At 56.4% G+C, this 26,240-nt stretch carries 26 protein-coding genes and 1 other RNA gene; 12 read left to right on the forward strand and 15 right to left on the reverse strand.

The genetic code is table 11. From position 1 onward, the window contains the following. Positions 1–160 precede the first annotated feature (160 nt). The 4 genes from ACMYSO_RS03800 (at position 161) to ACMYSO_RS03815 (ending at position 3,871) form a co-directional block, all read left to right on the forward strand. Positions 161–967 carry a DNA-binding transcriptional regulator gene (locus ACMYSO_RS03800; protein ID WP_434669398.1) on the forward strand — a complete coding sequence of 269 codons (807 nt, stop codon included), beginning with the start codon at positions 161–163 and terminating at the stop codon, positions 965–967. Between the two features lie 99 nt (positions 968–1,066). Further along, complete coding sequence (locus tag ACMYSO_RS03805; RefSeq protein ID WP_434669399.1) at positions 1,067–2,128, forward strand: ABC transporter substrate-binding protein; 1,062 nt, start codon at positions 1,067–1,069, stop codon at positions 2,126–2,128. After that, positions 2,118–3,122, forward strand: a complete 1,005-nt coding sequence (locus ACMYSO_RS03810) for a FecCD family ABC transporter permease (protein ID WP_434669400.1) — start codon at positions 2,118–2,120, stop codon at positions 3,120–3,122. Before ACMYSO_RS03805 ends, ACMYSO_RS03810 begins: the two co-directional genes overlap by 11 nt. Next, a complete protein-coding gene (locus tag ACMYSO_RS03815) occupies positions 3,122–3,871 on the forward strand; it encodes an ABC transporter ATP-binding protein (protein ID WP_434669402.1) in 750 nt (249 codons plus the stop codon). The genes ACMYSO_RS03810 and ACMYSO_RS03815 overlap by 1 nt, the downstream gene beginning before the upstream one ends. On the opposite strand, the gene ACMYSO_RS03820 is transcribed toward ACMYSO_RS03815, so the two are convergent. The 4 genes from ACMYSO_RS03820 to ACMYSO_RS03835 all read right to left on the reverse strand — a co-directional run bounded on the left by ACMYSO_RS03820 (position 3,855) and on the right by ACMYSO_RS03835 (position 8,758). Beyond that, positions 3,855–4,595: a substrate-binding domain-containing protein gene (locus ACMYSO_RS03820; protein WP_434669403.1), complete on the reverse strand. Its 741-nt coding sequence runs from the start codon at positions 4,593–4,595 to the stop codon at positions 3,855–3,857. The genes ACMYSO_RS03815 and ACMYSO_RS03820 overlap by 17 nt on opposite strands. A 57-nt stretch (positions 4,596–4,652) precedes the next feature. Further along, on the reverse strand, positions 4,653–5,489 hold the full coding sequence (locus ACMYSO_RS03825; RefSeq protein WP_434669404.1) for a shikimate dehydrogenase family protein: 837 nt from the start codon (positions 5,487–5,489) through the stop codon (positions 4,653–4,655). Then, positions 5,486–6,823 carry an MFS transporter gene (locus ACMYSO_RS03830; RefSeq protein WP_434669406.1) on the reverse strand — a complete coding sequence of 446 codons (1,338 nt, stop codon included), beginning with the start codon at positions 6,821–6,823 and terminating at the stop codon, positions 5,486–5,488. Before ACMYSO_RS03830 ends, ACMYSO_RS03825 begins: the two co-directional genes overlap by 4 nt. An 81-nt stretch (positions 6,824–6,904) precedes the next feature. Beyond that, positions 6,905–8,758: a bifunctional sugar phosphate isomerase/epimerase/4-hydroxyphenylpyruvate dioxygenase family protein gene (locus ACMYSO_RS03835; protein ID WP_434669407.1), complete on the reverse strand. Its 1,854-nt coding sequence runs from the start codon at positions 8,756–8,758 to the stop codon at positions 6,905–6,907. A gap of 124 nt (positions 8,759–8,882) precedes the next feature. Here ACMYSO_RS03835 and ACMYSO_RS03840 point away from each other — a divergent pair, with 124 nt between their 5' ends. Then, positions 8,883–9,530, forward strand: a complete 648-nt coding sequence (locus ACMYSO_RS03840; protein ID WP_434669408.1) for a TetR family transcriptional regulator — start codon at positions 8,883–8,885, stop codon at positions 9,528–9,530. Positions 9,531–9,556: 26 nt separating this feature from the next. On the opposite strand, the gene fumD is transcribed toward ACMYSO_RS03840, so the two are convergent. Continuing rightward, positions 9,557–9,772, reverse strand: coding sequence for a fumarate hydratase FumD (gene fumD, locus ACMYSO_RS03845; RefSeq protein WP_123754691.1), 216 nt, complete (start codon positions 9,770–9,772; stop codon positions 9,557–9,559). Positions 9,773–10,038: 266 nt separating this feature from the next. On the opposite strand from fumD, the gene ynhH reads away from it, so the two are divergent. The 3 genes from ynhH (at position 10,039) to lpp (ending at position 12,232) form a co-directional block, all read left to right on the forward strand. Continuing rightward, positions 10,039–10,269 (forward strand): protein YnhH, encoded by a 231-nt coding sequence (gene ynhH, locus ACMYSO_RS03850; RefSeq protein WP_419144733.1) that lies wholly within the window; start codon positions 10,039–10,041, stop codon positions 10,267–10,269. 7 nt (positions 10,270–10,276) lie between these two features. After that, positions 10,277–11,689, forward strand: coding sequence for a pyruvate kinase PykF (gene pykF / locus ACMYSO_RS03855; protein WP_434584387.1), 1,413 nt, complete (start codon positions 10,277–10,279; stop codon positions 11,687–11,689). A gap of 306 nt (positions 11,690–11,995) precedes the next feature. Continuing rightward, entirely contained in the window at positions 11,996–12,232 is a 237-nt protein-coding gene (gene lpp, locus ACMYSO_RS03860; protein ID WP_003029373.1) for a murein lipoprotein Lpp, read from the forward strand. Between the two features lie 92 nt (positions 12,233–12,324). Here lpp and ldtE read toward each other — a convergent pair whose 3' ends face one another. The 7 genes from ldtE to sufA form a co-directional block, all read right to left on the reverse strand. Then, a complete protein-coding gene (ldtE, locus tag ACMYSO_RS03865; protein ID WP_434669410.1) occupies positions 12,325–13,329 on the reverse strand; it encodes a L,D-transpeptidase LdtE in 1,005 nt (334 codons plus the stop codon). A 102-nt stretch (positions 13,330–13,431) separates the two neighbouring features. Further along, a complete protein-coding gene (gene sufE, locus ACMYSO_RS03870; RefSeq protein WP_434669412.1) occupies positions 13,432–13,848 on the reverse strand; it encodes a cysteine desulfuration protein SufE in 417 nt (138 codons plus the stop codon). Positions 13,849–13,859: 11 nt separating this feature from the next. Further along, positions 13,860–15,080, reverse strand: coding sequence for a cysteine desulfurase SufS (gene sufS, locus ACMYSO_RS03875; RefSeq protein ID WP_434669413.1), 1,221 nt, complete (start codon positions 15,078–15,080; stop codon positions 13,860–13,862). Further along, a complete protein-coding gene (sufD, locus tag ACMYSO_RS03880; RefSeq protein WP_434669414.1) occupies positions 15,077–16,351 on the reverse strand; it encodes a Fe-S cluster assembly protein SufD in 1,275 nt (424 codons plus the stop codon). Before sufD ends, sufS begins: the two co-directional genes overlap by 4 nt. After that, positions 16,326–17,072 (reverse strand): Fe-S cluster assembly ATPase SufC, encoded by a 747-nt coding sequence (gene sufC / locus ACMYSO_RS03885; protein WP_434669415.1) that lies wholly within the window; start codon positions 17,070–17,072, stop codon positions 16,326–16,328. The genes sufD and sufC overlap by 26 nt, the downstream gene beginning before the upstream one ends. Before the next feature lie 31 nt (positions 17,073–17,103). Next, positions 17,104–18,591, reverse strand: a complete 1,488-nt coding sequence (sufB, locus tag ACMYSO_RS03890) for a Fe-S cluster assembly protein SufB (RefSeq protein ID WP_434669416.1) — start codon at positions 18,589–18,591, stop codon at positions 17,104–17,106. Positions 18,592–18,593: 2 nt separating this feature from the next. Then, entirely contained in the window at positions 18,594–18,971 is a 378-nt protein-coding gene (gene sufA / locus ACMYSO_RS03895) for a Fe-S cluster assembly scaffold SufA (RefSeq protein ID WP_123754699.1), read from the reverse strand. Between the two features lie 825 nt (positions 18,972–19,796). Here sufA and ACMYSO_RS03900 point away from each other — a divergent pair. Continuing rightward, positions 19,797–20,117 (forward strand): hypothetical protein, encoded by a 321-nt coding sequence (locus tag ACMYSO_RS03900; protein ID WP_434584376.1) that lies wholly within the window; start codon positions 19,797–19,799, stop codon positions 20,115–20,117. 141 nt (positions 20,118–20,258) lie between these two features. Here the strand turns inward: ACMYSO_RS03900 and ACMYSO_RS03905 are convergent, their stop codons facing one another. Beyond that, entirely contained in the window at positions 20,259–20,507 is a 249-nt protein-coding gene (locus ACMYSO_RS03905; RefSeq protein ID WP_004863295.1) for a GlsB/YeaQ/YmgE family stress response membrane protein, read from the reverse strand. Between the two features lie 164 nt (positions 20,508–20,671). Between ACMYSO_RS03905 and ACMYSO_RS03910 the strand changes: the two genes are divergently transcribed. Next, positions 20,672–20,863: a YegP family protein gene (locus tag ACMYSO_RS03910; protein ID WP_123754703.1), complete on the forward strand. Its 192-nt coding sequence runs from the start codon at positions 20,672–20,674 to the stop codon at positions 20,861–20,863. A 107-nt stretch (positions 20,864–20,970) separates the two neighbouring features. Here ACMYSO_RS03910 and menI read toward each other — a convergent pair whose 3' ends face one another. Further along, positions 20,971–21,381 (reverse strand): 1,4-dihydroxy-2-naphthoyl-CoA hydrolase, encoded by a 411-nt coding sequence (gene menI, locus ACMYSO_RS03915; RefSeq protein WP_434584374.1) that lies wholly within the window; start codon positions 21,379–21,381, stop codon positions 20,971–20,973. Further along, positions 21,378–24,434, reverse strand: a complete 3,057-nt coding sequence (gene ydiJ, locus ACMYSO_RS03920; RefSeq protein ID WP_434669417.1) for a D-2-hydroxyglutarate dehydrogenase YdiJ — start codon at positions 24,432–24,434, stop codon at positions 21,378–21,380. The genes menI and ydiJ overlap by 4 nt, the downstream gene beginning before the upstream one ends. A 396-nt stretch (positions 24,435–24,830) precedes the next feature. On the opposite strand from ydiJ, the gene ydiK reads away from it, so the two are divergent. Both ydiK and rprA read left to right on the forward strand, forming a co-directional pair. Next, a complete protein-coding gene (ydiK, locus tag ACMYSO_RS03925; RefSeq protein ID WP_434669418.1) occupies positions 24,831–25,955 on the forward strand; it encodes an AI-2E family transporter YdiK in 1,125 nt (374 codons plus the stop codon). A gap of 171 nt (positions 25,956–26,126) precedes the next feature. Beyond that, an RNA gene (rprA, locus tag ACMYSO_RS03930) (antisense sRNA RprA) lies at positions 26,127–26,234 on the forward strand. The last annotated feature ends 6 nt before the right edge of the window (positions 26,235–26,240 follow it).

Below are 26,240 nucleotides of genomic sequence, written 5' to 3' on the forward strand. Positions count from 1 at the left end.
CCTGCGCCGGAGACCTGGCGCCGCACAATTTGTTAATCAGATGTGAATGTATTTTTATAGTGAGGCCAGTATAGGCAGGGGGGTTTGCGCTACAATCAAAACATCGCCTGATGTGCACCAGGTGCACAACATTGTTTATCTGAGGATTTATCGAGGTTTTATGCGAGAAAATAGCACAGCAGATTACAAAACGGTGCGTGGTTTAACCCGCGGGTTATTGTTATTAAATTTGTTAAATAAATTCGACGGAGGGGCCACGGTCGGCACCCTGGCGGAGTTTAGCGGCCTGCATCGCACCACGGTCAGACGGCTGCTGGAGACGCTGCAGGAGGAGGGTTATGTCCGCCGCAGCCGCTCGGATGACAGCTTCCGTTTAACCATCAAAATCCGCCAGTTGAGTGAGGGATTTCGTGACGAGCATTGGATTTCTGCCCTCGCTACGCCCCTGTTGGGTGAGCTGCTGCGGGAAGTCTTGTGGCCGACGGACATCACCACGCTGGACGTCGATGCGATGGTGGTGCGCGAAACCACCCACCGTTTTAGCCGCCTCTCCTTTCACCGGGCGATGGTCGGGCGCCGCCTGCCGCTGCTGCTGACCGCCTCGGGATTAACCTGGCTGGCCTTCGCGCCGGAACACGAACGTCAGGCAATGATCGAGCTGCTCGCGGCCCGCCTGGAAGCGGAGTACCAGCTGGCGCGGGAGCCGGCCAGGCTGGCCGCGATCCTCGAACGCACGCGCCTCAACGGTTACGGCGAGAACTTCCGCGGCTGGCAACAGGAGGAGAAAATCGCCTCCATCGCCGTGCCGATCCGCCTCCAGCAACGGGTGATTGGTTGCCTGAACCTGGTGTATATGGCCAAAGCGATGACCATCGAGCAGGCCGCGCAGAAATATCTCGCCCCGCTGCAAAACGTCGCCAACCAGATTGAGGCGCGGATGGCCGAAGAAGAGGTTTTTTACGAGTAAAGTTGTTCTGAACGGCTATATCGGTCGCTAAAAAATTGCTTCCTTCATCGCTATATATTTTAATACACAGCGATTCTTCTTACGCAACCGAGCCTTCTCATGCCAACTCTCTCCCGTCTGTTACCGGGGCTGACGCTGATCGGCGCCTGCCTGTTTACCAGCCATGCTTTTGCTGAACGTACCGTCACCGACCAGCTCGGCCGTGCAGTGACGATTCCTGATCATGTGACCCGTGTCGTGGTGCTCCAGCATCAGACCCTGAATCTGCTGGTGCAGCTCAACGCCGCCGACGATATCGTCGGGGTGATGAGCAGCTGGAAAAAACAGCTCGGCCCGGCATTCGCCCGCTTTATGCCGGCTATCGAACAGCTGCCGATGCCCGGGGATTTAACCCAGGTCAATATTGAAAGTCTGATGGCGCTGCACCCACAGGTGGTGTTTGTCGCCAACTACGCCCCGCCGGCGATGATTCAACAGATTCAAAACGCCGGGATCCCAGTGGTGGCGGTATCGTTGCGCCAGGATGCCGCGGGTGAAAAAAACAAGATGAACCCGTCGATGGCCGATGAAGAGCAGGCCTACAACCAGGGGCTGCAACAGGGGATCCGCCTGATTGGCGAGGTGGTCGAGCGCCAGAGCCAGGCGCAGGCGCTCATTCACTACACCTTCGAGGCCCGTAAAGCGGCCAACGCCCCGGTGGCCGATATTCCCGACGACCAGCGGGTCCGCGTGTATATGGCCAACCCGGACCTCAACACCTATGGTTCGGGCAAATATACCGGGCTGATGATGAAGCACGCCGGTGCTTTAAACGTCGCGGCGGCAACGGTCAAAGGGGCGCGCCAGGTTTCGCTGGAACAGGTATTACAGTGGAATCCGCAGGTGATCTTTGTGCAAGACCGTTACCCGCAGGTGGTGAAGCAGATCGTTAACGATCCGCAATGGCAAGGCATTGATGCCGTGAAAAACCACCGCGTGTGGCTGATGCCGGAATATGCCAAAGCCTGGGGCTATCCGATGCCTGAGGCACTGGCGCTCGGTGAACTGTGGATGGCGAAAAAGCTCTATCCTTCCCGCTATCAGGGGGTCGATGTTGACGCCCGTGCCGCAGATTACTACCAGCGTTTTTATCGCGTGAAATGGACCCCGGATGCGCAGTAATCGTCATCCGGCCCTGCTACAGAGTGGGCTGGCGCTGGCGACCCTGGTGATTGCTGTCGCCTCGCTCTGCGTCGGCCAGTATCACCTGAGCCCCGCGGCGGTGATAACCCAGCTGACGCAAGCACCGCCCGGGGAGGGGATCGCCGGGCAGATCGTCTGGTCGGTACGGCTGCCCCGGGTGGTGATGGCGCTACTGGCCGGCGGCGCACTGGGGCTGTGCGGGGCGACGCTGCAGGGTGTGTTTCAGAATCCACTGGTCGACCCGCATATTATCGGCGTCACCTCCGGCTCGGCGTTTGGCGGCACGCTGGCTATTCTGCTGGGACTGGACACCTTGCTGATGATGACCTCCACCTTTGGTTTTGGCCTGCTGGCGCTGATGCTGGTGTATTTGATTGCCGCGCTGCAAGGACGGGAAAATACGCTGGTACTGATCCTCTCCGGGATCGTCCTCAGCGGCTTTTTCGCCGCCCTTGTCAGCCTGATGCAGTATCTGGCCGACAGCGAAGAGACGCTGCCAAATATCGTCTTCTGGCTGCTGGGCAGCTTTGCCACCGCCAACTGGCACAAAGTGACGATGATGGCACCACCGATCCTGATTACCGCAGCGATCCTGCTGGCGCTGCGCTGGCGGATTAATCTGCTGGCGCTGGATGAGAAAGACGCCCGCGGCCTCGGCGTGCCGGTGACCGCGCTGCGCCGTGGCGTGCTGGTGTGCTGCGCCGTGCTGGTTGCCGCACAGGTGGCGGTCAGCGGCAGTATTGCGTGGGTCGGGCTGGTGATCCCCCATCTGGCACGACTGCTGGTAGGCGCTGACCACCGTCGCCTGCTGCCTACCGCGTTCTGGCTGGGCGGCGGGTTTATGATCGTCGTCGATGACCTGGCACGTTCGCTGACCCAGGCGGAGGTCCCGGTGGGCATTATTACCGCCCTGCTCGGCGCCCCGCTGTTTACCTGGCTGCTGGTGCAGTCCCGCCGCAGGAGTACCTCTTGATGACGCCAACCCTTAGCCTGGCGGCCCTGCAGTTTGGCCATCGTCAGCCGCTGTTTACCCCGCTCAGCCTGCAGTGCCAGCACGGTGATATCTGGGCGATACTCGGCGCCAACGGCCGCGGCAAAAGCACGCTGCTCGACACCCTGACCGGAGTCCTGCCACCGTTGGCGGGCAACTTCAAAGAACAGGGCGGCGTGGCGATTGTGCCGCAGTCGTTCCGCCCGGCCTTTAGCTGGCAGGTCGCCGATGTGGTGCTGATGGGGCGCGCTCGCCAGGTCAACCTGTTCGCCCAACCCGGCGACGACGATCGCCGACGGGTCCACGACGCCCTGAATCAGTTAGGTATCGCCGATCTGGCGAGCAGTACCTTTCGTTCGCTCTCCGGCGGCCAGCAGCAGATGGCGCTCATTGCCCGGGCGCTGGTGGGCGACAGTCAGAATATCTTACTGGATGAGCCCTGCTCGGCGCTGGATCTCTCCAATCAGCAGGTGGTACTGCAGCTGATCAGCGATCTGGCGTATCGCCAGTCGCGCACGGTGCTGTTCACCACCCACGATCCGACCCATGCCCTGCAGGTCGCCAGCCATACCTTGCTGCTGTTGCCGGGCGGCGAGTGGCTGGCCGGGCGCTCTGACGAGGTACTCAGCGAGCGCCATCTGCAGCGTGCTTACGGGTTACCGGTGCATAAAATCGAACGCCCCGATTCCGGAGGACCGCTGCTGGCGCCGCAGTTTACGATTCGACGCTAGCCGCTAAAAAGCCGGCGTTACGCAGGTACTGCTGACCGTCGGCACCGAGGATAAATCGGCATAACTGTTGTGCCCCAGCGCTGGGCTGGGTCATCGTCAGCAGGTATTCCGCCTGCACATTCCAGGGCGCGGGGATGGCCACCGTGCGCAGGTCGTCTCTGGTCGCCATCTGGAGAGCGTAATGGGCATAGCCGATAAACAGATCGGCTAAATCCTCACCGATCAGCCATGCGCCAGCGGTCTCCCCCGGCGGCACGCTGAGCGAGGTTCTGCCCCCCACCAGCTGCTGAGCACGGGCCATCAGCGCACGCCCGACGCCGGGGAAGTCGGCCTCAATGCGGGTAAACAATTGCCAGGTATAGTCGCCGGAAGGATCGCAGCCTGGGGTCGAGGTTGCCAGCCTCAGCAGCGGGTTGCTGAGCAACGTCAGCCAGTCGGCATCGTCAGTCGACGCCTGGCGTCGGGCGGTCAGCATCAGTTGATTACGAGCAAAGGGATGGCACTCCCCCGCCAGCCCTGCCTGCTGCAGCGCCAGAGGGTGTTGACTGTTGGCAGAGGCAAACACCGAACAGTGCTCGCCGGATTCAATGCGCTCGCGAAGCAGGCCCGCAGGACCAAAACGGGCCTCGACCTGAATACCGGTTTGCTGATGGAAACGAGCCAGCAACGGGATAAATGCCCCTTTCAGGCTCCCCGCTGCCAGCAACACGACGGAAGATGTCATAAGACGCTCGCTGAATACCCGGAAACAAAACGCTATGTTACCCGGGCGCTAAGCGATTCAGTAGTCAATTTGCGCCAGTTCGCGCAACTGTTCCGGCGTCGCCACCGGCAGGTGGAAGAAACGCAGGTAGGCAGGGATCATTTCGAACAGCATATCGGTACCGCGTTGGACCGGGCAGCCCCGGGCCTGGGCGGCCTGCAGCAGCGGCGTGTACTCCTGAGTCATCACCACTTCGCCCACCCAGGTGCCGGGGGTCAGCCGCTGCGGATCCACGGGCAGCGGATCGCTGGCCTTCATGCCCAACGGCGTGGCGTTGACCACCAGATCATGGCCTTGCGGATCGCGCTGCATCAGGCTGATATCCAGCGCCGGATAATGTTGCCATAGCCGGGTCGCCAGCGCTTTGGCGGCCTCCTGGCGGCTATCGAACAGCGTCAGGGCGCGCACTCCCGCCGCCGCCAGCGATGCGGCAATAGCCGAGCCGACACCGCCGCAGCCAATCACCAGCGCCCGGGTGCCCGTCGGCTGAAACCCTTTACGGCGGATACCAAGGACAAAGCCGTCGCCGTCGAACATATCACCGCTCAGGCTGCCATCCGCCTCGCGGCGAATGGCGTTGCAGGCGCCGGCAATCATCGCCGCCGGACTGAGGTGATCGACCAGCGCGCAGGTGGCAATCTTGTGCGGCATAGTGACCAGCGCGCCGATGATGTTGGTCATCGTAAACAGTGCCGGCACCAGGGTCGCGTACGCCTCCGGCTTCACCCCCGTGGGCACCACTTTGACATCCACCTGCTGACGGTCAAACCACGGGTTATAGATCATCGGCGCTTTAAAGCTGGCGGTCGGATAGCCCAAATGGGCGATCAGCCGCGTATTACCACTAATTATCATCCCCTGCTCCTTGACGGCGATAACTCAATACGTTTGACATCGCCCAGAATAAACAGATACGCCACCACCCCGAGCAGCGCTGCACAGCCGATATAGACCAGCGCATAGAAGAAGCTGCCGAAGGCCGCCACGATAAAGCCGATCACCAGCGGAGTGAGGATCCCGGCGAAGTTGGCGCAGAAGTTAAACAACCCGCCGGTCAGGCCGCCGAACCCCTTCGGCGCAATATCGGAGATCAGCGTCCAGCCTAAACCGACCATCCCCTGGCCAAAGAAGGCGAACGACATCACCAGAATGACCGCCAGATCGCTGGTCAGCCAGTTGGCGGAGATAATGCTGCTGGCCATCAGCAGGCCGGCGACGATCGGTAATTTGCGCGCCAGGTTGGCCGAGCCGGTGGCTTTCAGCAATTTGTCGGAGACCCAGCCGCCGAACATCACCCCGCCTGCAGCGGCAAGAAAAGGCAGAATGGCGAAGAACCCGACTTTCAGCCACGGCATATGACGCTCGGTCGCCAGATAGGTCGGGAACCAGGTCAGGAAGAACACCAGCACCGTATTGCCGGCAAACTGGCCAATACTGGCGCCGAGAATCTGCCGTTTCGCCAACAGCTGGCCCACGACCGACCAGCTGAACGTCGCCTGCTGGTCGCTGGCCGTCGCCAGACCACCGCCGTTGACGATATGGTCGCGCTCCTGCTGGCTGAGCTGTTTATCTTCATGGGGCTCGCGATAACAGCGCCACCACACCAGCGCAAACAGCACGCCCGCCACACCGACGCTGATAAACAGCGCGCGCCAGCCGAAACTGCCCATGATCCAGAACAGCAGCGGCGAGAAGCAGGCCAGCCCAAGATATTCGCCAACGGTATACACCGCCGTGGCTTTGGCCCTCTCCTGCTGGGGGAACCATACGCTGACCACCCGGCTGTTAACCGGGAAGCACGGCGCTTCGCTGACCCCTAAGCCAAAGCGGCACAGCAGCAGCGTTTTCAGGCCGATGGCCATGCCGTGAAACAGGGTAAACAGCGACCACAGAGTTAACGACAGAAAGTAGGTGATCTTGTTACCAAAGCGGTCGAGGAACAGACCGCCGGGAATTTGCGCCAGGGCGTAGGTCCAGGCAAAGGCCGAAAAGACGATCCCCATGACCGCCGCGTCGATACCCAGTTCGGACGTTAAGCCGGGAGCGGCAATCCCGAGTATCGTGCGGTCGAGATAGTTAATCATGGTGCCGACGGCCAGCAGCGCGAGGATCCCAATGCGCCGCCGGGAACGCGGAACGGTAGCCGCGGCGTCCGCCGCCGCCGTCGGGTTATGGCTGTACGAGTTCATAGTCGTTTCCTGTCGTAGGGTGCAGATGAATGTTGTTGTTATGCTTGCGCTATTATTTTTAATGAACCAATTGATACAACACTAGCTATACTGCATCGCCGAAAGACGCACTGCCGCGTTCGCCGCGCCATACAGCGCGTAGCCGCCCCGCCTTTCGGTCAATTCGAAGAAAAAGCGTCCCGCCGAGAACGGCCGCGTGTACAGATGCAGGAATTCGCCGTCGTACGGCCCCCGGTCATAGAGGATCTGCAGGCGTTTCAGGGTCTCCACGTTCGTCGCATCACCAAAACGCGCCAGCAAATCGTCGTAGTAGTTCGCCGGGATCGGCAGCGCGTTCAGCGACACCTGCGGCAGGTCGTCAAGAGTGGCCGGCAGGTCGTGACAGGCGAACGCTGCGTGCTGCAGGCCCGCCCCCTGATAACAGGCGACGGAACGGGCTATCTGGGTGGCACGGCTTTGCGAGATATTCAGCGCCAGACGGATGTTGCCCTGTGGGCTGTGCACCGCCAGGCTGCGTACCAGACCGTAAGGGTCGGGCAGCGTCTGTTCATGCTCGAGCGTGAAGCCGAAGACGCTGCGGAAAAACATCACCCAGTTGTCGCGTTGATCGGCTTCCATGCCCAGCGCCAGATGGTCGATACCGCTGTAGTCATGGCGCAGCGTCGGGCTATCAGACAGATGGAAATCGCGGGCGTAGATATCGTCCCCGGCTTCAATGAGGTAGATCAGGCTGCCGTCGGGGGCGCAAATCGCCGGAATGGGGCTTTCATTAGGCCCGGCATCGCCCTGCCAGGTGGCGTAGCCGTAAGCGCGAGCCCGTTCAACAATCGCGGCGCTGTGACTCACGCGCAGGGCCATGGCACATAACGAGACGCCGTGACGCTGGTGAAAATGATCGGCCCAGCTATGGGGCTGGTAGTTAACGATCGCCCGCGCTCCGCCGTTGCGCCACAGCGCTACCTGTTTCGAGCGATGGCGCCCCTGCTGGCAAAAGCCGAGCTGCGTCAGGCGTTCGCCGAGCGCTTGCGCTTCCGACGGGCTGGCCGCAAATTCGATAAATTCCAGGCCGAGGTACTGCGGCAGCGCTGCCGGTGCAAACAGCGGCGCGTCGCTGTGCCCCAGCTGCAGACGGGTCTGCTCTTCCAGCCACTGCAGCGAACGGTAGCCATCTTTGGCAGTGGCGCCGTTTGGCGAGGCGCGGAAGCTGTCGTTAAAGATCTCCAGCGACCACGGCCCGCGATAGCCGCAGCGGGTTAGCTCGCAGGCAAACTCCACCAGCGGCAACTGCCCCTGTCCAGGGAAGCAGCGGAAATGGCGGCTCCATTCGAGCACGTCCATCTTCATCAGCGGCGCATCGGCCAGCTGCAGGAAGGTGATCTTGTCGACCGGCACCTCCGACAGACCCTGCAGCGTGTCGCCGCGAGCCAGAATATGGAAGCTATCCAGCACGATCCCCAGCGCCGGGCTGTCGACGCTTTTCACCCGCTCCCACGCCTGACGCCAGCGGTTAACGTGAGTGCCCCAGGCCAGCGCCTCATAGCCGATGACAATCTTTTCCTGTTCGGCCAGCTGCGCCAGCGCCGCTAAGTCCGCTATCTGAAGCGAGACGTCCGCGGAGCAGTCTGGCTGAACGTTGCTACACAGTAGTAAGGTGTCGCAACCCAGTTCATGCATCAGCGCAAATTTACGCTTAGCTCGCTCCATATTGGCGGCGAACTGGCTGCGGCTTGCCCCCTCAAAATCGCGAAAGGGTTGAAAAAGCGTGATTTTTAGCCCTAAATCCGCCGCCAGATTGCGAATATCCGTCGGCGTACCGGTATAATAGAGCAGGTCGTTTTCAAAGATTTCGACGCCCTGATAACCCGCAGCCGCAATGGCATGGAGCTTTTCGGGCAAGGTGCCAGAAATCGAGACGGTGGCAATGGATCGCAGCATAAGTCCTCGTGTCATCAGTCGACGTGAGCATCGAATATGTATCATTTGGTTCATTCACGCCACACAAGGTTGCAAAATTGTGATCGTTATGTGTATTTTTTGTCCATTGAAAAAAGGAGTCGTTATGTCTGTCGTGGATCACGTGGATCAAGATGAAGCGCAACCGCTAAAGGAGCGGATTTTTGCCGCAGCCATCGTCGTCTTTGCCGAACATGGCTTGTCCGGGGCGCGGATGGAACAAATTGCAACTGAAGCGCAGACAACCAAGCGAATGGTGGTGTACTACTTCAAAACCAAGGAGCAGCTGTACCAGGCGGTGCTGCAACACGTCTATGCGCGCATTCGCGAAACCGAGCAGCAGCTCGGGCTGGAGCACCTTCCTCCGGTAGAGGCGCTGGTGCAGCTGGTTCGCTGGAGCGTGCGCTATCACGCCACCCATGCGGACTATATGCGGGTTATCTGTATGGAGAACATGCAGCGCGGGAAGTGGCTGAAGTCGTCAGGGCAGTTAAAGCCGCTGAACCGTACCGCCCTGTCGATTCTGGAGGATATTCTCCAGCGTGGGCAGCAGCAGGGTGTTTTTCAGGAGGGATTGCAGGCGCGGGATGTCCACCGGCTTATCAGCAGCTTTAGCTTTTATCAGGTCTCGAACTTTTACACCTTCAATAGCCTGTATCTCGACGATCCGCTGCCGACCATCGACGATGAAGCAATGGTCACGCACCACTGCGATATCGCAGTCAAAGCGGTGGTTCGCTTTGTGATTTCCTGAGTGTCATTCAGCGTGATGCCGGCTGACTACTCATGGCCGGACAACGCATGAACCACTTTCTCCATGGCGGCTCTGGTCAGTTCGCTGCGCGCAATTTTCGGGTTGGCCAGCGCGGTGCGAACCACCCCGGCGATGACAATGTGTTTCGGCTCCTGGCCCAAATCGCGCATTTCAAGCACCACTTTCCCGACAACCCGGCACATTTCCTGATACAACTCGTCGTCTTTGGCTTTATTTCCCATTCTTTTTTGCTCATAAATTATCATTATCAATCAAATCATTATTGATAGGATTTTGGGATAAATCAAACTCCCCTCCTTTTTCTCACCAACGAAGTATTTCCATGGCTGAACCGTGACAGGCAACCCCTGATAGCCGCCAGTTAACTGTGCGACTGGTGGAAATTTGTGTTGCGAATACGATTGCTATTGGTATGAGTTTTGTTACATTTTTATGGCATATAATGAAACGCTGTTTTCATTTTCTTTTTTTGTTTCAGCGTCGTATAATGCCCACCGATTCTTTCTTGAATGGTTTCAGCGCATTGGACTGCACAACTAAACGCATAAAATACTGCTCCTTTTTATGGGCTGAACCGCCAGCACACTTTCTTCTGCACGCTCTTTTGTTGTCATCTATTCTTAGAGCTTGGCATAGCAACTTTCGCAATACAGGTTTGACTCCACGGCGGCATGCCAACGGAGCGAGTTTTCCATATCCTTCACAACTTAAAGACTAAAACTTTCATGAAAAAGACCAAAATTGTTTGCACCATCGGTCCGAAAACCGAATCCGAAGAGATGCTGTCCAAAATGCTGGACGCGGGCATGAACGTCATGCGTCTGAACTTCTCTCACGGTGACTATGCTGAACACGGTCAACGCATCCAGAACCTGCGTAACGTGGTGAGTAAAACCGGTAAGACAGCCGCTATCCTGCTGGATACCAAAGGCCCGGAAATTCGTACCATCAAGCTGGAAGGCGGCAATGACGTCTCCCTGAAAGCGGGTCAGACCTTCACCTTTACCACCGACAAATCCGTAGTCGGCAACAGCGACATCGTGGCAGTGACCTATGAAGGATTCACCACTGACCTGTCCGTCGGCAACACCGTACTGGTAGACGATGGTCTGATCGGTATGGAAGTGACCGCCATCGAAGGTAACAATGTTATCTGTAAAGTGCTGAACAACGGTGACCTGGGCGAAAACAAAGGCGTTAACCTGCCGGGCGTTTCTATTGCTCTGCCGGCACTGGCAGAAAAAGATAAACAGGATCTGATCTTCGGTTGCGAACAAGGCGTCGATTTCGTTGCCGCTTCCTTTATCCGTAAGCGTTCTGACGTAGTGGAAATTCGTGAGCACCTGAAAGCCCACGGCGGTGAGAACATTCAGATTATCTCCAAGATTGAAAACCAGGAAGGCCTGAACAACTTCGACGAAATCCTCGAAGCCTCTGACGGCATCATGGTTGCTCGTGGCGACATGGGCGTTGAGATCCCGGTTGAAGAAGTTATCTTCGCCCAGAAAATGATCATCGAAAAATGTATCCGTGCACGTAAAGTGGTTATCACCGCGACTCAGATGCTGGATTCCATGATTAAAAACCCGCGCCCGACCCGTGCTGAAGCCGGCGACGTCGCGAACGCCATCCTCGACGGTACCGATGCGGTAATGCTGTCTGGCGAATCCGCCAAGGGTAAATACCCGCTGGAAGCGGTCACCATCATGGCGACCATCTGTGAACGTACCGACCGTGTGATGACCAGCCGTCTGGAGTTCAACAACGACAACCGTAAACTGCGTATCACTGAAGCAGTGTGCCGTGGCGCAGTAGAAACCGCTGAAAAACTGGAAGCGCCGCTGATTGTGGTTGCTACCAAAGGCGGTAAATCTGCACGTGCCGTACGTAAATACTTCCCGGATGCAACCATCCTGGCGCTGACCACTAACGAAACCACTGCCCGTCAGCTGGTGCTGACCAAAGGCGTTGTACCGCAGCTGGTTGCGCAGCTGGATTCCACCGATGACTTCTACCGTCTCGGCAAAGAGCTGGCGGTACAGAGCGGCCTGGCGCGTAAAGGCGACGTGGTTGTGATGGTATCTGGTGCACTGGTACCGAGCGGAACCACCAATACAGCATCCGTACACGTGCTGTAATCTTTTACAAGTTAATTATTTTTATAAAACGCCTCTTCGGAGGCGTTTTTTTATTCAATCCTTAGCTCCTCTTAATAAAAATGCAAATCGGAATTTACTATTTAATAAGAGATTATCTAAGATGAATCCGATGGAAGCGTGCTGTTTTCACAAAGAATTTTTAACTCGCCTGTCAAATTCGATGGTTCTTTGAGCGAACGATCAAAAATAAGCGTATTACCGTAAAAAAATATTCTCATCCCAAAAAAGTTTGTGTAATACTTGTAACGCTACATGGAGATTAACTCAATCTAGAGGGTATTAATAATGAATCGTACTAAACTGGTACTGGGCGCGGTAATCCTGGGTTCTACTCTGCTGGCTGGTTGCTCCAGCAATGCTAAAATCGATCAGCTGTCTTCTGACGTTCAGACTCTGAACGCTAAAGTTGACCAGCTGAGCAACGACGTGAACGCAATGCGTTCCGACGTTCAGGCTGCTAAAGACGACGCAGCACGCGCTAACCAGCGCCTGGACAACGCTGCTACCAAATACCGTAAGTAATAGTATTTGTAGCTGTGTTATAAAAATGGCGCACATTGTGCGCCATTTTTTTTGTCTGTGATTCGCCGTTCCCTTCCCTGTTTATCCATACGCTATTGCGTTACCCGCGTTTCTGACGCCGTCGCCGGCGTACCGTTCAGGACTGACTGCACCGGATTTTCCCCACTGACCTCAGGCGTCGCCCCGGCTGAAACCACCACTGGAACTCCCATCCGACGATGCATCGCTTTATCCGCCATCGCCTTATCTGTTCCCTTGTCGCTGGCAAACTGCGCGTAACCTTTCGGTAGTTCGTAGGCAATAGTCTGCGGGTTCTGCGTTTCGCTCTGGGTCATCGGGCGATGCACTTCCAGATAGCGCGTGCCGTTCGATTCGATGGAAAACTTCACCGGCTGGTTGATAACCCGCACCGGCGTGCCGACGCGAACCTGGGCAAACAGCGCTTTGATATCATCGGTAAACATCCGCATGCAGCCGGAGCTTACGCGCAGCCCGACGCTGTTCTGCGCATTGGTACCGTGAATCAGGTATTCGCCGTTACCGTACGCCAGGCGCAGGGCAAAGCGACCTAATGGATTGTTCGGCCCGGCCGGCACCACCGCCGGCAAAGTGATGCCCTTCTCCAGCGAGCGCTGGCGAATACCGGCGGTCGGCGTCCAGGTCGGATTAGGAATTTTTTGCCCGATGCGGGTCGTCATCTCCGGCGTTTCAAGCCCAAGCTGCCCAATGCCTAACGGGTAGACCTGCACCGTGTTGCCGTCCGGCGGGAAATAATAGAGTCGCAGCTCTGCCAGGTTCACCACTATCCCTTCACGCGGCACATCGGGCAACAGCAGCTGCAGCGGAATCAGCATCTGCGTCCCGGGCTGCGGAACGGGTGCAACGGTGTTGTTAGCTTCCAGCAGGATCATCGCCGCAGTATCAAACCGTCGGGCAATAGTCTGAAGGCTGTTATCGCCCTCCTGCACAGTGTAGGTCTGATTCTCTCCCACCAGACGACTGCCGTTGGCTGGTAACGTGTATTCAACCGCTCTGGCGGCCTGAGACGCGCCGAGAGCACCTAAAAGCATAAGAGTGAGCAGAGACGCGCGTTTCATACTGAGTTTCCCTCTTAGTCACTGACAGGCCGTCAGAAAGTTGAACCACCCGCGAGACGGATACCCCGTCTCGCTTAACAGAATGAAAGCTTCAACAATAGTTTAGCTAAAAGTGAGAGCCTGCGCGCGAATTGCGCGGATCATTGCTTCCAGCCCCTGCGAACGCGAGGGCGTGAGGTGTTGCGTGAGCGCCATTTTTTCAAACCACGGGCGCACGTCGAAGTCAGTGATGTCTTTAGCGGTCATTTGATCATACAGAATGAACACCACGGCGATCAGCCCTTTGACAATCGCGGCGTCGCTATCTCCGCGCAGCGAAAGTACGCCGCCGTCGCGCTGCTCCACCACAATCCACACCTGGCTCTGGCAGCCCTGAATAATGTTTTGCGTGGTATGTTCTTCGGCCGGCAACGGTGCCAGGCGCTGGCCGAGCTCGATAATATAAAGGTACTTCTCTTCCCAGTTGGCGCAACGACTAAAGTTGCGCAACAGTTTGTCTTTATCCGGTAACGCCGCCATGATTGCTTCCTTTAGCCTAATAGCGTGTGGATGCGCTGCAGCCCTGCGACCAGCCGATCCACCTCTTCCGTCGTATTGTACATCGCCAGCGATGCCCGGCACATTGCCGGCACCTGATAGAACGCCATCAGCGGCATCGCGCAGTGGTGACCGGTGCGTATCGCAATTCCGTAGTTATCGAGGAAGCTGCCCACGTCGTAGGCGTGATGTTTGCCAAGGTTAAAGGCAACCACGCCCAGGCGATGGTCAGGCCCATAGATGGTCAGATCGGGCACGTTCTTCAGCGCCTGTAGCGCATAGTGCATCAGCGTCTGCTCATACTCGGCAATCTGGGTCAGGCCCAGCGCGTTAATATACTCGAAGGCCGCCCCGAGGCCGATAATGCCACCGGTATTGGGCGTTCCCGCCTCAAAGCGCCACGGTGCTTTCGCCCAGGTGGTGCCTTCGGTCAGACTAACGGTGGCAATCATCGCCCCGCCGCCTTCCCACGGCGGCATCGCCTGCAGCAGCGCCTCTTTAACATACAGGATGCCAATCCCGGTGGGGCCATACAGCTTGTGTCCGGAGAAGACATAAAAATCGCAGTCCAGCGCCTGAACATCGACCGCATGGTGCATCACCGCCTGTGCGCCATCGACCAGGACTTTAGCCCCATGCTGATGGGCCAGCGGGATCAGGGCCGACAGCGGGTTTTCTGTCCCCAGCACATTGGAAACCTGGGTAATCGCCAGCAGCCGGGTACGATCATCGAACAGCCCCGGGATCGCATCCAGCTGCAGGGTGCCGTCTGGATTGAGCGGAATGACCCGCAGCTCTGCCCCAACCCGGGCGCACAGCATCTGCCACGGCACGATATTGGCGTGGTGCTCCATGGCGCTGATGATAATGTTATCCCCGGCACCAACGTTGGCATTCCCCCAGCTGTTGGCCACCAGATTGATCCCTTCGGTGGTCCCGCGCACGAACACCAGCTCTTCTGCAGAGCGGGCGTTCAGGAACGTGGCCGCCTGCTGGCGCACCTGCTCCATCCGCGCCGTGGCCTCCGCGCTGAGGGTATGGATTCCACGGTGAACGGCGGCGTAGCCATGGCGATAAAACTCCGCCTCGGCGCGAATCACCGCCTCTGGTTTTTGCGCGCTGGCGGCGCTGTCGAGATAGGCCAGCGGCTGACCGTTAACCTCCCGGCTGAGCACCGGAAAATCCGCGCGTATCCGTTCGGCAGAAAATGTCATGCTGATTCTCCCGGTAAACGTTGGCCAATTCGCGCCAGAATGGCAGCCCTGAGCGTGTCGTCGGCGACCGCTTCCGTCAGTTCAGCGGCGAAAGCGTAGAGGATCATGTGCTGCGCCGCCTGCCCGGAGATTCCGCGCGAACGCAGGTAGAACAGCTGTTCGTCGTCGATCCGCCCGATGGTGGCGCCGTGGCTGCACTTGACGTCGTCGGCATAGATTTCCAGCTGCGGCTTGGTATCCACTTCGGACAGGCGCCCCAGCAGTAAATTGTTGTTGGTCATCTGACCATCGGTTTTAATCGCGTGTTTCGCAACATTGATCAGGCCGTTAAAGACCGCCCGCCCCTTATCGTTGACGATGGTCTTGTGCAGCTGGCGGCTATTGCAGTAACCCACCTGATGGTCCAGCCAGGTGCGGCTGTCGCACACTTCATTGTTCACCGGCATCGCCAGCGAGTTGATCCGCAGGTCGCTGCTCTCACCCTGCAGCCTGGTGCTGGTATGATGACGTAACACCGCGCCGCCAAGCAGGAAACTGCTGCTAAAGGCCGAGGCGTCACGGCCAAGCGTGAGGTCATTGTGTGAAAAATGGTAGCTCTGGGCATTTTCAAACGCCAGCTTGAGATGCTGTAGGTGGGCGTTATCCGCCACCGACATGGTCAGGCGCGCGCCGGTAAAATGGCGCTGTTCATCGAGGCTCAGGTAGTGTTCCACGACGGTCGCTTCAGCACCACTCTCCAGCTCAAGATGGTGGCGGTAATGGGCGCTGTTCATCTCGCCACCCGCCAGCCCACGCGTCACGTGCATCAGCAGCAGCGGCTTTTCCGGGCGCTGATGGCGTTTAACGCGGATACGGGTCACCGTCTGCGCCAGGCTTTCGGTAAGGTGCAGAAAAACTTCCGGCTGTAGCGCCTCGGGTATCCCCTGGCGCTGGTTGTCGACGCTGACCTCATAACCACTGTCGGCCAGATCGTCACTCAGCGCTTCGCTAAACTGTCCGTCGATAAACACCAGACGCCAGGCATCCAGCGCCAGCGCGCGTTCGTCCCGCTGCGCCGCGCTGAAGTCGCCGGGCTGCAGGGCCACGAAGGTATCGTTGCACAGCGCCTCAAGCGGCGTATATTTCCACTCTTCATGTTTGCGCGTCGGCAGGCCAAGACGCAGCACCTGCTGGAGATGCTGGCGGGCCTCAGGGGTGCGCTGCGCGCCCTGCGCCTCAAACAGATGGTGCCATTGCTGCAATGTATTACTGCTGTTCGGTAAGCCAGCCATAGCCCTGCTCCTCCAGCTGTTTGACCAGCGTAAAATCACCGGATTTGACGATCCGCCCTTGATAGAGCACGTGAACAAAGTCGGGCTTGATGTAGTCGAGAATACGCTGGTAGTGCGTCACGATAATAAACGCGCGCTTGCCGTCGCGAAGCGCGTTGACGCCTTCAGAAACAATTTTCAGGGCATCGATATCCAGCCCGGAGTCGGACTCATCCAGGATGCACAGCTCGGGTTCCAGCACCGCCATTTGCAGGATGTCATTACGCTTTTTCTCGCCGCCGGAGAAACCAACGTTGACCGAGCGGGTCAGTAAATCTTCCGGCATTTTCAGCAGCTGAATTTTCTCTTCCATCAGGTCCTGGAAGTCGAAACGGTCCAGCGCCTCCTGACCACGATAGGTACGTACCGCGTTGAGCGCGGTTTGCAGGAAGAACTGGTTGCTGACGCCGGGGATTTCGACCGGGTACTGGAAGGCCATAAAGATCCCTTCGCCTGCGCGCTCTTCCGGCGCGAGGCTCAGCAGATCTTTGCCTTTAAACTCCACGCTGCCGCCGGTGACTTCATAGTCTTCACGTCCGGCAAGCGTCGCGGATAGCGTACTTTTTCCGGAACCGTTCGGCCCCATAATGGCATGCACTTCGCCAGGACGGATGTCCAGATCCAGGCCACGCAGGATCGATTTATCTTCAACGGCAACCTGCAGGTTTTTAATACTTAACATCTTGTTTCCCTTAATTCGTGTCGCCTGGCGCTTAGCCGACGCTGTGTTCCAGACTGATAGCCAGCAGTTTTTGCGCTTCGACGGCAAATTCCAGCGGCAGTTCTGAGAAGACGTCTTTACAGAAGCCGTTGACGATCATCGAAATGGCGTCGTCTTCGCTAATGCCACGCTGCAGGCAGTAGAACAGCTGGTCTTCACCGATCCGCGAGGTCGTTGCTTCATGCTCAAGCTGCGCACTGTTGTTGCGGCATTCAACGTACGGAAAGGTATGCGCCCCGCAGTCCGGTCCAATCAGCATCGAGTCACACTGGGTGAAGTTGCGCGCATTGGTGGCGGTGGGCATGATTTTCACCAGCCCCCGGTAGCTGTTCTGGCTCTTCCCGGCGGAGATCCCTTTCGAGATGATCGTCGAGCGGGTGTTTTTGCCGATATGAATCATTTTGGTGCCGGTGTCCGCCTGCTGGTGGCCACTGGTGAGGGCGACGGAGAAGAATTCGCCGATCGAGTTATCGCCGCGCAGAATGCAGCTCGGGTACTTCCAGGTGATGGCGGAACCGGTCTCGGACTGCGTCCACGACATTTTGCTGTTCTCGCCTTCGCACAGCGCGCGCTTGGTGACGAAGTTGAGGATCCCACCGGTGTTGTTATCCCCGGGGAACCAGTTCTGCACCGTGGAATATTTCACTTCGGCGTCTTTGTGAATAATCACTTCGACCACTGCCGCGTGCAACTGATAGCTGTCGCGCACCGGCGCCGAGCAACCTTCGATATAGCTGACGTAGCTCCCCTCATCGGCCACCAGGATCGTCCGTTCAAACTGGCCGGTTTTTTCGGCGTTGATGCGGAAGTAGGTGGACAGCTCCATCGGGCAACGTACGCCTTTTGGCACATAGATAAAGGTGCCATCAGAGGCTACTGCCGCATTCAGCGCGGCAAAGAAGTTATCGTTGCCTGGTACTACGGTCCCGAGATACTTTTTCACCAGCTCCGGGTGGTCGTGAATCGCCTCCCCGAACGAGCAGAAGATAATCCCCTGCTCCGCCAGTTTTTCCCGATAGGTAGTGGCCACCGACACCGAATCGAAAATCGCGTCGACCGCTACTTCTCGTCCTTCACGGACCGGGACGCCCAGCAGATTAAAGGCCTCTTCGACCTCCTGCGTCAGGTAGGCCGCCGGGCCCGTTTGCTGTACCGCACCCGGTTCTGATGCGCAGGTGTCATCGCAGTTTCCACAGGAGGGCGCGGAATAATAGCTGTAATCCTGATAATTCAGGTGCTCATAATGCGCTTTCAGCCAGTGCGGCTCTTCCATCTCCAGCCAGGCGTTAAACGCACGCAGGCGGAACTCGAGCATCCATTCGGGCTCATTACGACGGGCAGAAATGGCGCGCACCACCTCTTCATTAATGCCTTTCGCCAGCTCATCGGTTTTTAGTTGGGTAAAAAAACCTTCTTTATAATTCAATGAGCCGTCGGACCAGGTTTTGACATCGTCAGTTGCTTCAGTATTACGAGACATAATTACTCCGCCTGAACCCCAAAGCTTTCACCGCAACCACATTCATGCTGCGCTTTTGGGTTATGAAACTTAAAGATTTCATTTAATCCTTCCCGGACGTAATCCAGTTCCGTGCCATCGATAAACGGCATGGCCTGCAGCGGCGCCCACAGCTTCGCACCGTCACGTTCAAACAGCAGATCGTCTTTCGCCGGTTCGGCAATCAGTTCAAGTACATAGGCAAATCCGGCACAGCCGCTGGTTTTAATCCCCAGACGCAGGCCTTGCTTGTCGGGCTGCTTAGTCACCAAATCACGAATATGCGCGGCGGCGGTCGGGGTCATCATCAGACCACGCCAGCTAAACTCATCGGGATTGAAGGTTCCAGTATCTAATTCCATCGCTCTACCTCATTGGTTGGCGCCATCAGGGCATGCGGCTATGTTAATGATAACGATTATCACTTCAACCCAGCCGGAGAAGGGATATTCGCTGCTCTGATGCTTTTTTAGCGCTTTTTATAAGCATAGACCCTGCTTCGCAGGTTAACAGCGGTCAATTTACAAATATAAAATATTGATAAATAACAAATTAATTCAGTAATAACCGGGTGATTTGGCGCAAGATAAAAGATGCATCGGAAATGCCTATTTTTGAAATAGAAAATGGCACCTTCTGTGAACAACAGGCATAACAAAATCAATGAATTAATCGCGAATAACGCTTTTCAGCGGTTATTTCCCCCATGACCAACCACAACAATCAATAAATGTCGATCGGCAAGATCGTCGGTTATCTGGAAAAATGAAGCCGCGATTCTGATAAATTCGGACAAAACCCTGGATTAAAGCGTATTAGTCTGGTGGCAAATTGATGTACAATTCCCGCTCATATTTCCAACAGTTTTCGGCCCGTCGTCGGAGTCACTGCTCACCCGGAGTTACGTAGTACAGAATGATAGATATCAGTATTATGTCGATGTGCATGGTAGTGCTGCTGGTGATGAGCGTACTGTTGAACTAAATCAGTCCCCCTTCCGCTATAGACCGCCCGGGCTTCACATTCGTGATGAATTGAGGAGTTTTGGAGGATTCGTCCCCCGTGGGATTGTTCGCCAACCTGGTTATCTCTAAGATTTCGCTCACATTCAAAATCTATACCCTAAATAATTCGAGTTGCTTGTAGGCAGCAACTTGGAGTATGACGGATATAAAGAGGTAACGAAGATGAAAAGAACGATTATTGCTCTGTTAGCCACTGTATCTGTTGTCGCCGCCAGCGCGTTTGCGGCAGATAAAACCGAGAGTCCTGCCCCTGCCGACCATTATGCCGGTCAGCCAATGATGGATATGCCCCAGGGCCGCGGCGCGATGCCCATGCCGCCATTCCCGCCGAGAAAACCGGTGATATTCTCCGCTACCGTCGCCACCGATAACCCGGTTGAGACCATTAACAAACTCACTCCGCTTATCCCGACGGATAAAGCAAAACATTATGAAGTGCGTGTGGAAGTGGTTCCCGTCCCGGATATGCCTGAACGCGGCTGAATTCGTTTACCGGGCTCCTGTTTGAAGACAAAAAAAGCTGCCGGTGTTGAGGGCAGCTTTTTATTTTACGTCTGACTTCGTGCTACAAATCTTTATCCTCGTGGCAACCTGTGCCGAGGACGCATGAATGACGACGGGATATTAACTTTTAATCTTTCTGTAGATAAACAGTACAACTAATGCACCAATTACCGCGACGACAAAGCTACCGAAATTAAATCCATCGACCTTGCCGAAGCCAAAAAATGTGCTAATCCAACCACCTACAACTGCACCGATAACCCCCAGAACGATAGTGACGATAAAGCCGCCGCCGTCTTTGCCTGGCATAATCCACTTAGCCAAAATACCGGCAATAAGACCAAAAATGATCCAGGAAATGATACCCATAGTTAACTCCGTCCTCTATGTTATTCACAAGTATATCGCTCTTAAATAGTAGCATAAATAGCGAGAGTGATTCATGAATTATATTTTTTGATGTTCTGCCTTGCTGCCTAAGCAATCATAGTCTACATATCAAGGGGTCATTGTTAATCCGCAAGGAGTTAAATATGGGGTATTACGTTATTAAAAAGTCTGAGAAAAGCGTGTCCCAGCCGTGGTATTTCCTGCTAAAAGCCGATAACCACGAAACCATTGCCACCAGTGAAATGTATTCCTCGAAGGATGCGGCGAAAAAGGGAATTGCCTCGGTGCAAAAGAATGGGCCGAGCGATACTATCAAAGATGAGACCGCATCCTGATGCGTGACTAAAGCAAGGAGATAAGGGGGAAACAGCGCCCCCTTATTGGCTAACGAACGGCGCTAAACGCGGTGGCGCGAAGAGATAGACTCTCTTCGCCGATGACCTCAGACAACTGCGGTGGTAAGGCGCGAAGAGCAGCACAAACGCCCCTGTTCATCAGAGATGTCAATCTGCCACACCTGATGACGAGAGCCAACATGGAGCGCCCGGCATACGCCGCGCACCCGGCCGCCACGCACCGAACGAATGTGGTTGGCATTGACCTCCAGCCCGACCACTTTTTGCTCACCCTCACTGCACAAATAGCCGGCAACCGAGCCGAGCGTTTCCGCCAGCACCACAGAGGCACCGCCGTGCAGCAGACCAAACGGCTGATGCGTACGCTGATCCACCGGCATGGTGGCTTCGATAGTCTCATCGGTAAAGACATCAAACTGAATATCCAGCAGCCCGACCATATTGCCTTCGCCCATACCGTTGAGCTGTTCCAGGGTTGTCTGACGTTTCCAAATCATCCAATAATCTCCAGCAGCGCCTGCAGCGGATGACGAACCCCGCTGCCTTCAATACGCTTCACCTGGCTACGACAGGAGTATCCGGTCACCAGGCAACGGTTGCGCGGTAAACGCTGGATCGCCTGTTGCCAGGAAAGCGCGTAGATATCCAGCGAGTTGGCATGGTTTTTCACCTCATGACCATAGGTTCCGGCCATACCACAACAGCCTACGCTGACGTTTTCCAGCTTCGCGCCGAAGCGCGCAAAAATCTCGGCCCACTGCTTCGGCGCGGCGGGTAGCGCCGTCACTTCAGTACAGTGACCAAACAGATACCACGCTTCGCCGCGGCGATCCTGCTCGCGGCTCTCCGGCAGCGCTTTAGGCAGCCACTCGTGCACCAGCATCACGTGGAAATCGCCGCGTTTGTCGCCGAGTACCTGGTTGTACTCATCGCGGTAGCACAGCACCAGCGCCGGGTCGACCCCGACCATCGGCATGCCCAGCTGCGCCACGCGGTTGAGGAAATCTGCAGTCTTTTGTGCCGTACGGGCGAAGCGCGACAGGAAGCCTTTGATGTGCTGAGCCTTACCGTTCGGTGAAAACGGCAGCAGCACCGGCTGGTAGCCGACTTTTTCAACCAGACGGACAAAATCAGCCACCACCTGCGCGTCGTAGTAGCTGGTGAACGGATCCTGCACCACCAACACCATCCTGGCTTTTTGCTCCGCACTGAGGCTTTCCAACAGCTCGAGAGTCATGTTCGCCGAGCGATGCCCGACCATTTGTTGCTTCAGCGACGGCGTCGAAAGCAACGGCAGATCGACCATGCCGATATGCTTCTCGGAAAGCTTGCGCACCCACGGCTGATTAATAAAGAAGTTAAAGGTCCTGGGTGCGTGGGCCATCAGCGGCGCATAGGACTCGACCGTCGCCACCAGATGGTCGCGCACAGGCCGCAGATAGCGGCTGTGATAGAGCTGCAGGAAGCGTGAACGGAATTCCGGCACATCAATTTTAATCGGGCACTGGGTCGAACAGGCTTTACAGGCCAGGCAGCCAGACATCGCCTCTTTCACTTCGTGGGAGAAATCATACTCCCCCTTGCGCGCATGCCAGCTATTGCGGGTACGCTCTACCAGGGTGCGTAGGCTAGCGCGTTTTTCCGGCAGCCCCTTCTCCAGCTGATTGGGGTCAACGCCACGGTCGGCCAGCAGGCGCAGCCATTCGCGCACCAGCGTCGCCCGTCCCTTCGGCGAATGGATCCGGTGATTGCTGACTTTCATTGACGGGCACATCGGGCTTTTCACGTCGAAGTTAAAGCACAATCCGTTGCCGTTACACTCCATCGCCCCACGCCAGGAGGTGCGCACCGCGATCGGGATCTGGCGATCCCAGGTGCCGCGCTTCACCGCGTCCACCTTCATCATCGGCGCATCCACGCCTTCCGGCGAACAGATTTTACCTGGATTGAGGCGGTTATGCGGATCGAACGCCGCTTTAATTTTGCGCAGCTCGCCGTACAGGGCCTCGCCAAAGAACGCTGGGCTGTATTCCGCCCGGAACCCTTTGCCGTGTTCACCCCACAGCAGGCCGCCGTATTTTGCCGTCAGGGCCACCACCTCGTCAGAGATCTGCTTCATCAGCACTTCTTGCTGCGGATCGCACATATCCAACGCCGGACGGACGTGCAGCACCCCGGCGTCCACGTGACCAAACATGCCGTAGCTCAGGCCGTGGCCATCCAGCAGGGCACGAAACTCAACGATATAGTCGGCAAGATGTTCCGGCGGTACGCAGGTATCTTCGGCAAACGGAATCGGCTTGGCGGCACCTTTGGCATTCCCCAGCAGACCAACCGCTTTTTTACGCATCGCGTAGATTCGCTCCACGCCGTCCAACTCGTTACACACCTGCCAGCCGATGACACCGGCTTCGCTGGCGGCGATCAGTTCATCCAGACGCTGGCACAGCGTGGTCAACTGATTGTCGATAAGCTCCGCATCATCGCCGGCGAATTCGACAATATTCAGCCCCAGCATCTCTTTATCCGGGACATCGGTGATCAGTTCACTGACCGAATGCCAGACGATGTCTTCCCGCGCCAGGTTAAGCACTTTCGAGTCGACAGTTTCCACCGACAGCGCTTTGGCCTCGACCATAAACGGCGCGTTGCGTAACGCCGAGTCAAAGGAGTCATATTTGATATTCACCAGACGGCGCACTTTCGGCAGGCGGGTAATATCAAGGCGTGCTTCGGTGATAAAGGCCAGCGTCCCTTCCGAACCGGTAAGAATACGCGTCAGATCGAACTCGCTCATGTCGTCATTAAAGACGTGGCGCAGGTCGTAGCCGGTCAGGAAGCGGTTAAGTTTGGGGAATTTATCGATGATCAGCTGACGCTGCGCTTTACAGCGCTGGTATACCGTGCGGTAAATGCGCCCGATCGCCGACTGCTCCTGGCATAGCGTTTCAGCCAGCGCCACGGGGACCGCCTGGGTATCAAGAATGTCGCCGCCCATCAGCACCGAGCGAACGCCCAGCACATGGTCTGAGGTTTTGCCATACACCAGCGACCCTTGACCGGAGGCGTCGGTGTTGATCATCCCGCCCAGCGTCGCACGGTTGCTGGTCGACAGTTCCGGGGCAAAAAAGTAGCCGTAGGGTTTCAGATATTGGTTGAGCTGATCTTTAATCACCCCGGCTTCAACGCGTACCCACCCTTCTTCAGGGTTAATTTCGAGGATGCGGTTCATATAGCGGGACATATCGACAATGATCCCGGCGTTCAGCGCCTGACCATTGGTTCCCGTGCCGCCGCCGCGTGGGGTAAAGACCAGTGATTTGAAGCGTTCTTCCGCCGCGATCCTTGCCAGCAAAACCACATCTGCTGTCGAGCGGGGAAATAATATGGCATCCGGCAACAGCTGATAAACGCTGTTATCTGTCGCCATGGTCAGCCTGTCGGCGTAACTTGTGGCGGTATCGCCGGTAAATCCTTGTTGCTCCAGTACCTGCAAAAAATTCAATACCAGTTGAACGACACCTGGTGCTTGAGAAATTTGTGGGATCATAACGCTTGACCCTGCCTGACTATGTTGTGTTGTATAAACTTCATCCTTCAGACTGCCTCGTGTTGGCGCATTGGTGTGCGAGCCCGGGATGATTTTATGTATGGCTAATATACCCAAAATATTTCGAGTTGCTTGCAGGCGGCAAGGCCGTGAATCCCCAAGAGCTTACTCAGGTAAGTGACTGGGGTGAACGGGTGCAGCCAACACCCAGGCAACTTGAAGTATGACGGGTATAAACGATTGCGTAGCGCACTCAACTTTTTATCACATTTTTTTCATATGCGCCCACCAGATTTATGTGCAAAATCAGGCCCGTGAAATTATTGATATTATTATCAGTACATGGATTTACGCAGCGTCAGCATTTTGGCGCCACTGGAAAGGTAAAATTTCTCTATGATTAACGATCGCCAGCCCCGGGATATACCACAAGTTCTGCTGTCGGTACTGTTCTTGTCCCTGATAATTATCTCCTGCTTATGGGTGGTGCAACCTTTTATTCTGTCTTTCGCCTGGGCCGGTACCGTGGTCATTGCCACCTGGCCGGTGCTGCTACGCCTGCAGCGTGTGTTATTCGGCAAACGCGCCCTTGCCGTGCTGGTGATGACCGTATTGCTCTTTTTATTGTTCGTCATCCCCATTGCATTGCTGGTCAACAGCCTGGTGGATAACAGCGCGCCGCTGATAAAACTGATCTCAACCGGGAATGTCACGCTGCCAGATTTTGCCTGGCTCAATAGTGTTCCACTGATCGGTGACAAACTCTACGCGGCCTGGCACGGCCTGCTGGATATGGGCGGCGCGGCCATCATGGCTAAAATTCGTCCCTATATCGGCACCACCACCACCTGGTTTGTCGGCCAGGCGGCGCATATTGGCAAGCTGCTGGTTTACTGTGGTCTGATGCTGCTGTTCAGCGCCCTGCTGTACTGGCAGGGTGAAAAGGTTGCCTACGGTTTCCGCTATTTTGCGACCCGTCTGGCGGCTAAACGCGGCGATGCGGCAGTGCTGCTGGCTGGTCAGGCGGTTCGTGCCGTGGCACTGGGCGTCGTGGTCACCGCGCTGGTCCAGGCCGTGCTCGGCGGGATTGGTCTGGCCATCTCCGGCGTGCCTTACGCCGCCTTGCTGACCGTGGTGATGATCTTCACCTGTCTGGTGCAGCTGGGGCCATTGATTGTGCTGATCCCGTCGATTATCTGGCTCTACTGGACCGGAGATACCACCTGGGGCACGGTGTTGCTGGTGTGGAGCTGCGTCGTGGGCACCATGGATAACGTTATCCGCCCGATGCTGATTCGAATGGGCGCCGATCTGCCGATGATCCTGATTCTTTCCGGCGTTATCGGTGGCCTGATCGCCTTCGGGATGATTGGTTTGTTTATCGGCCCGGTGCTGCTCGCCGTCTCCTGGCGCCTGTTTGACGCCTGGCTGCATGAGGTTCCGCCGCCGCCAAAAGATCCGGATCAGGTGCTCGCCGAACTGGAAGAGCTCAATACGGTGAATAACAGCTGCGAGAAGTAAAAAATGAGGCGGGGAAACCCGCCTTAAATATAAGAAAATCTAATAAAAAAACCCTTAACTTTCACGTTCATCGCCGTAACTTCCCTCATTTTCGCAATCATACTTCACACCAATTTAACTATTGAGATGAATCCGATCGACGCATTAATCAGCGATATCTACTATTAGGGCACGGTTATGAATCAATACGTTGATTTATAAGCATGGAAATCCCCTGAGTGAAACAACGAATTGCTGTGTGTAGTCTTTGCCCATCTCCCACGATGGGCTTTTTTTTATCCTGTG

The organism is Klebsiella sp. B345 (assembly GCF_051131735.1).
Taxonomy (GTDB): domain Bacteria; phylum Pseudomonadota; class Gammaproteobacteria; order Enterobacterales; family Enterobacteriaceae; genus Klebsiella.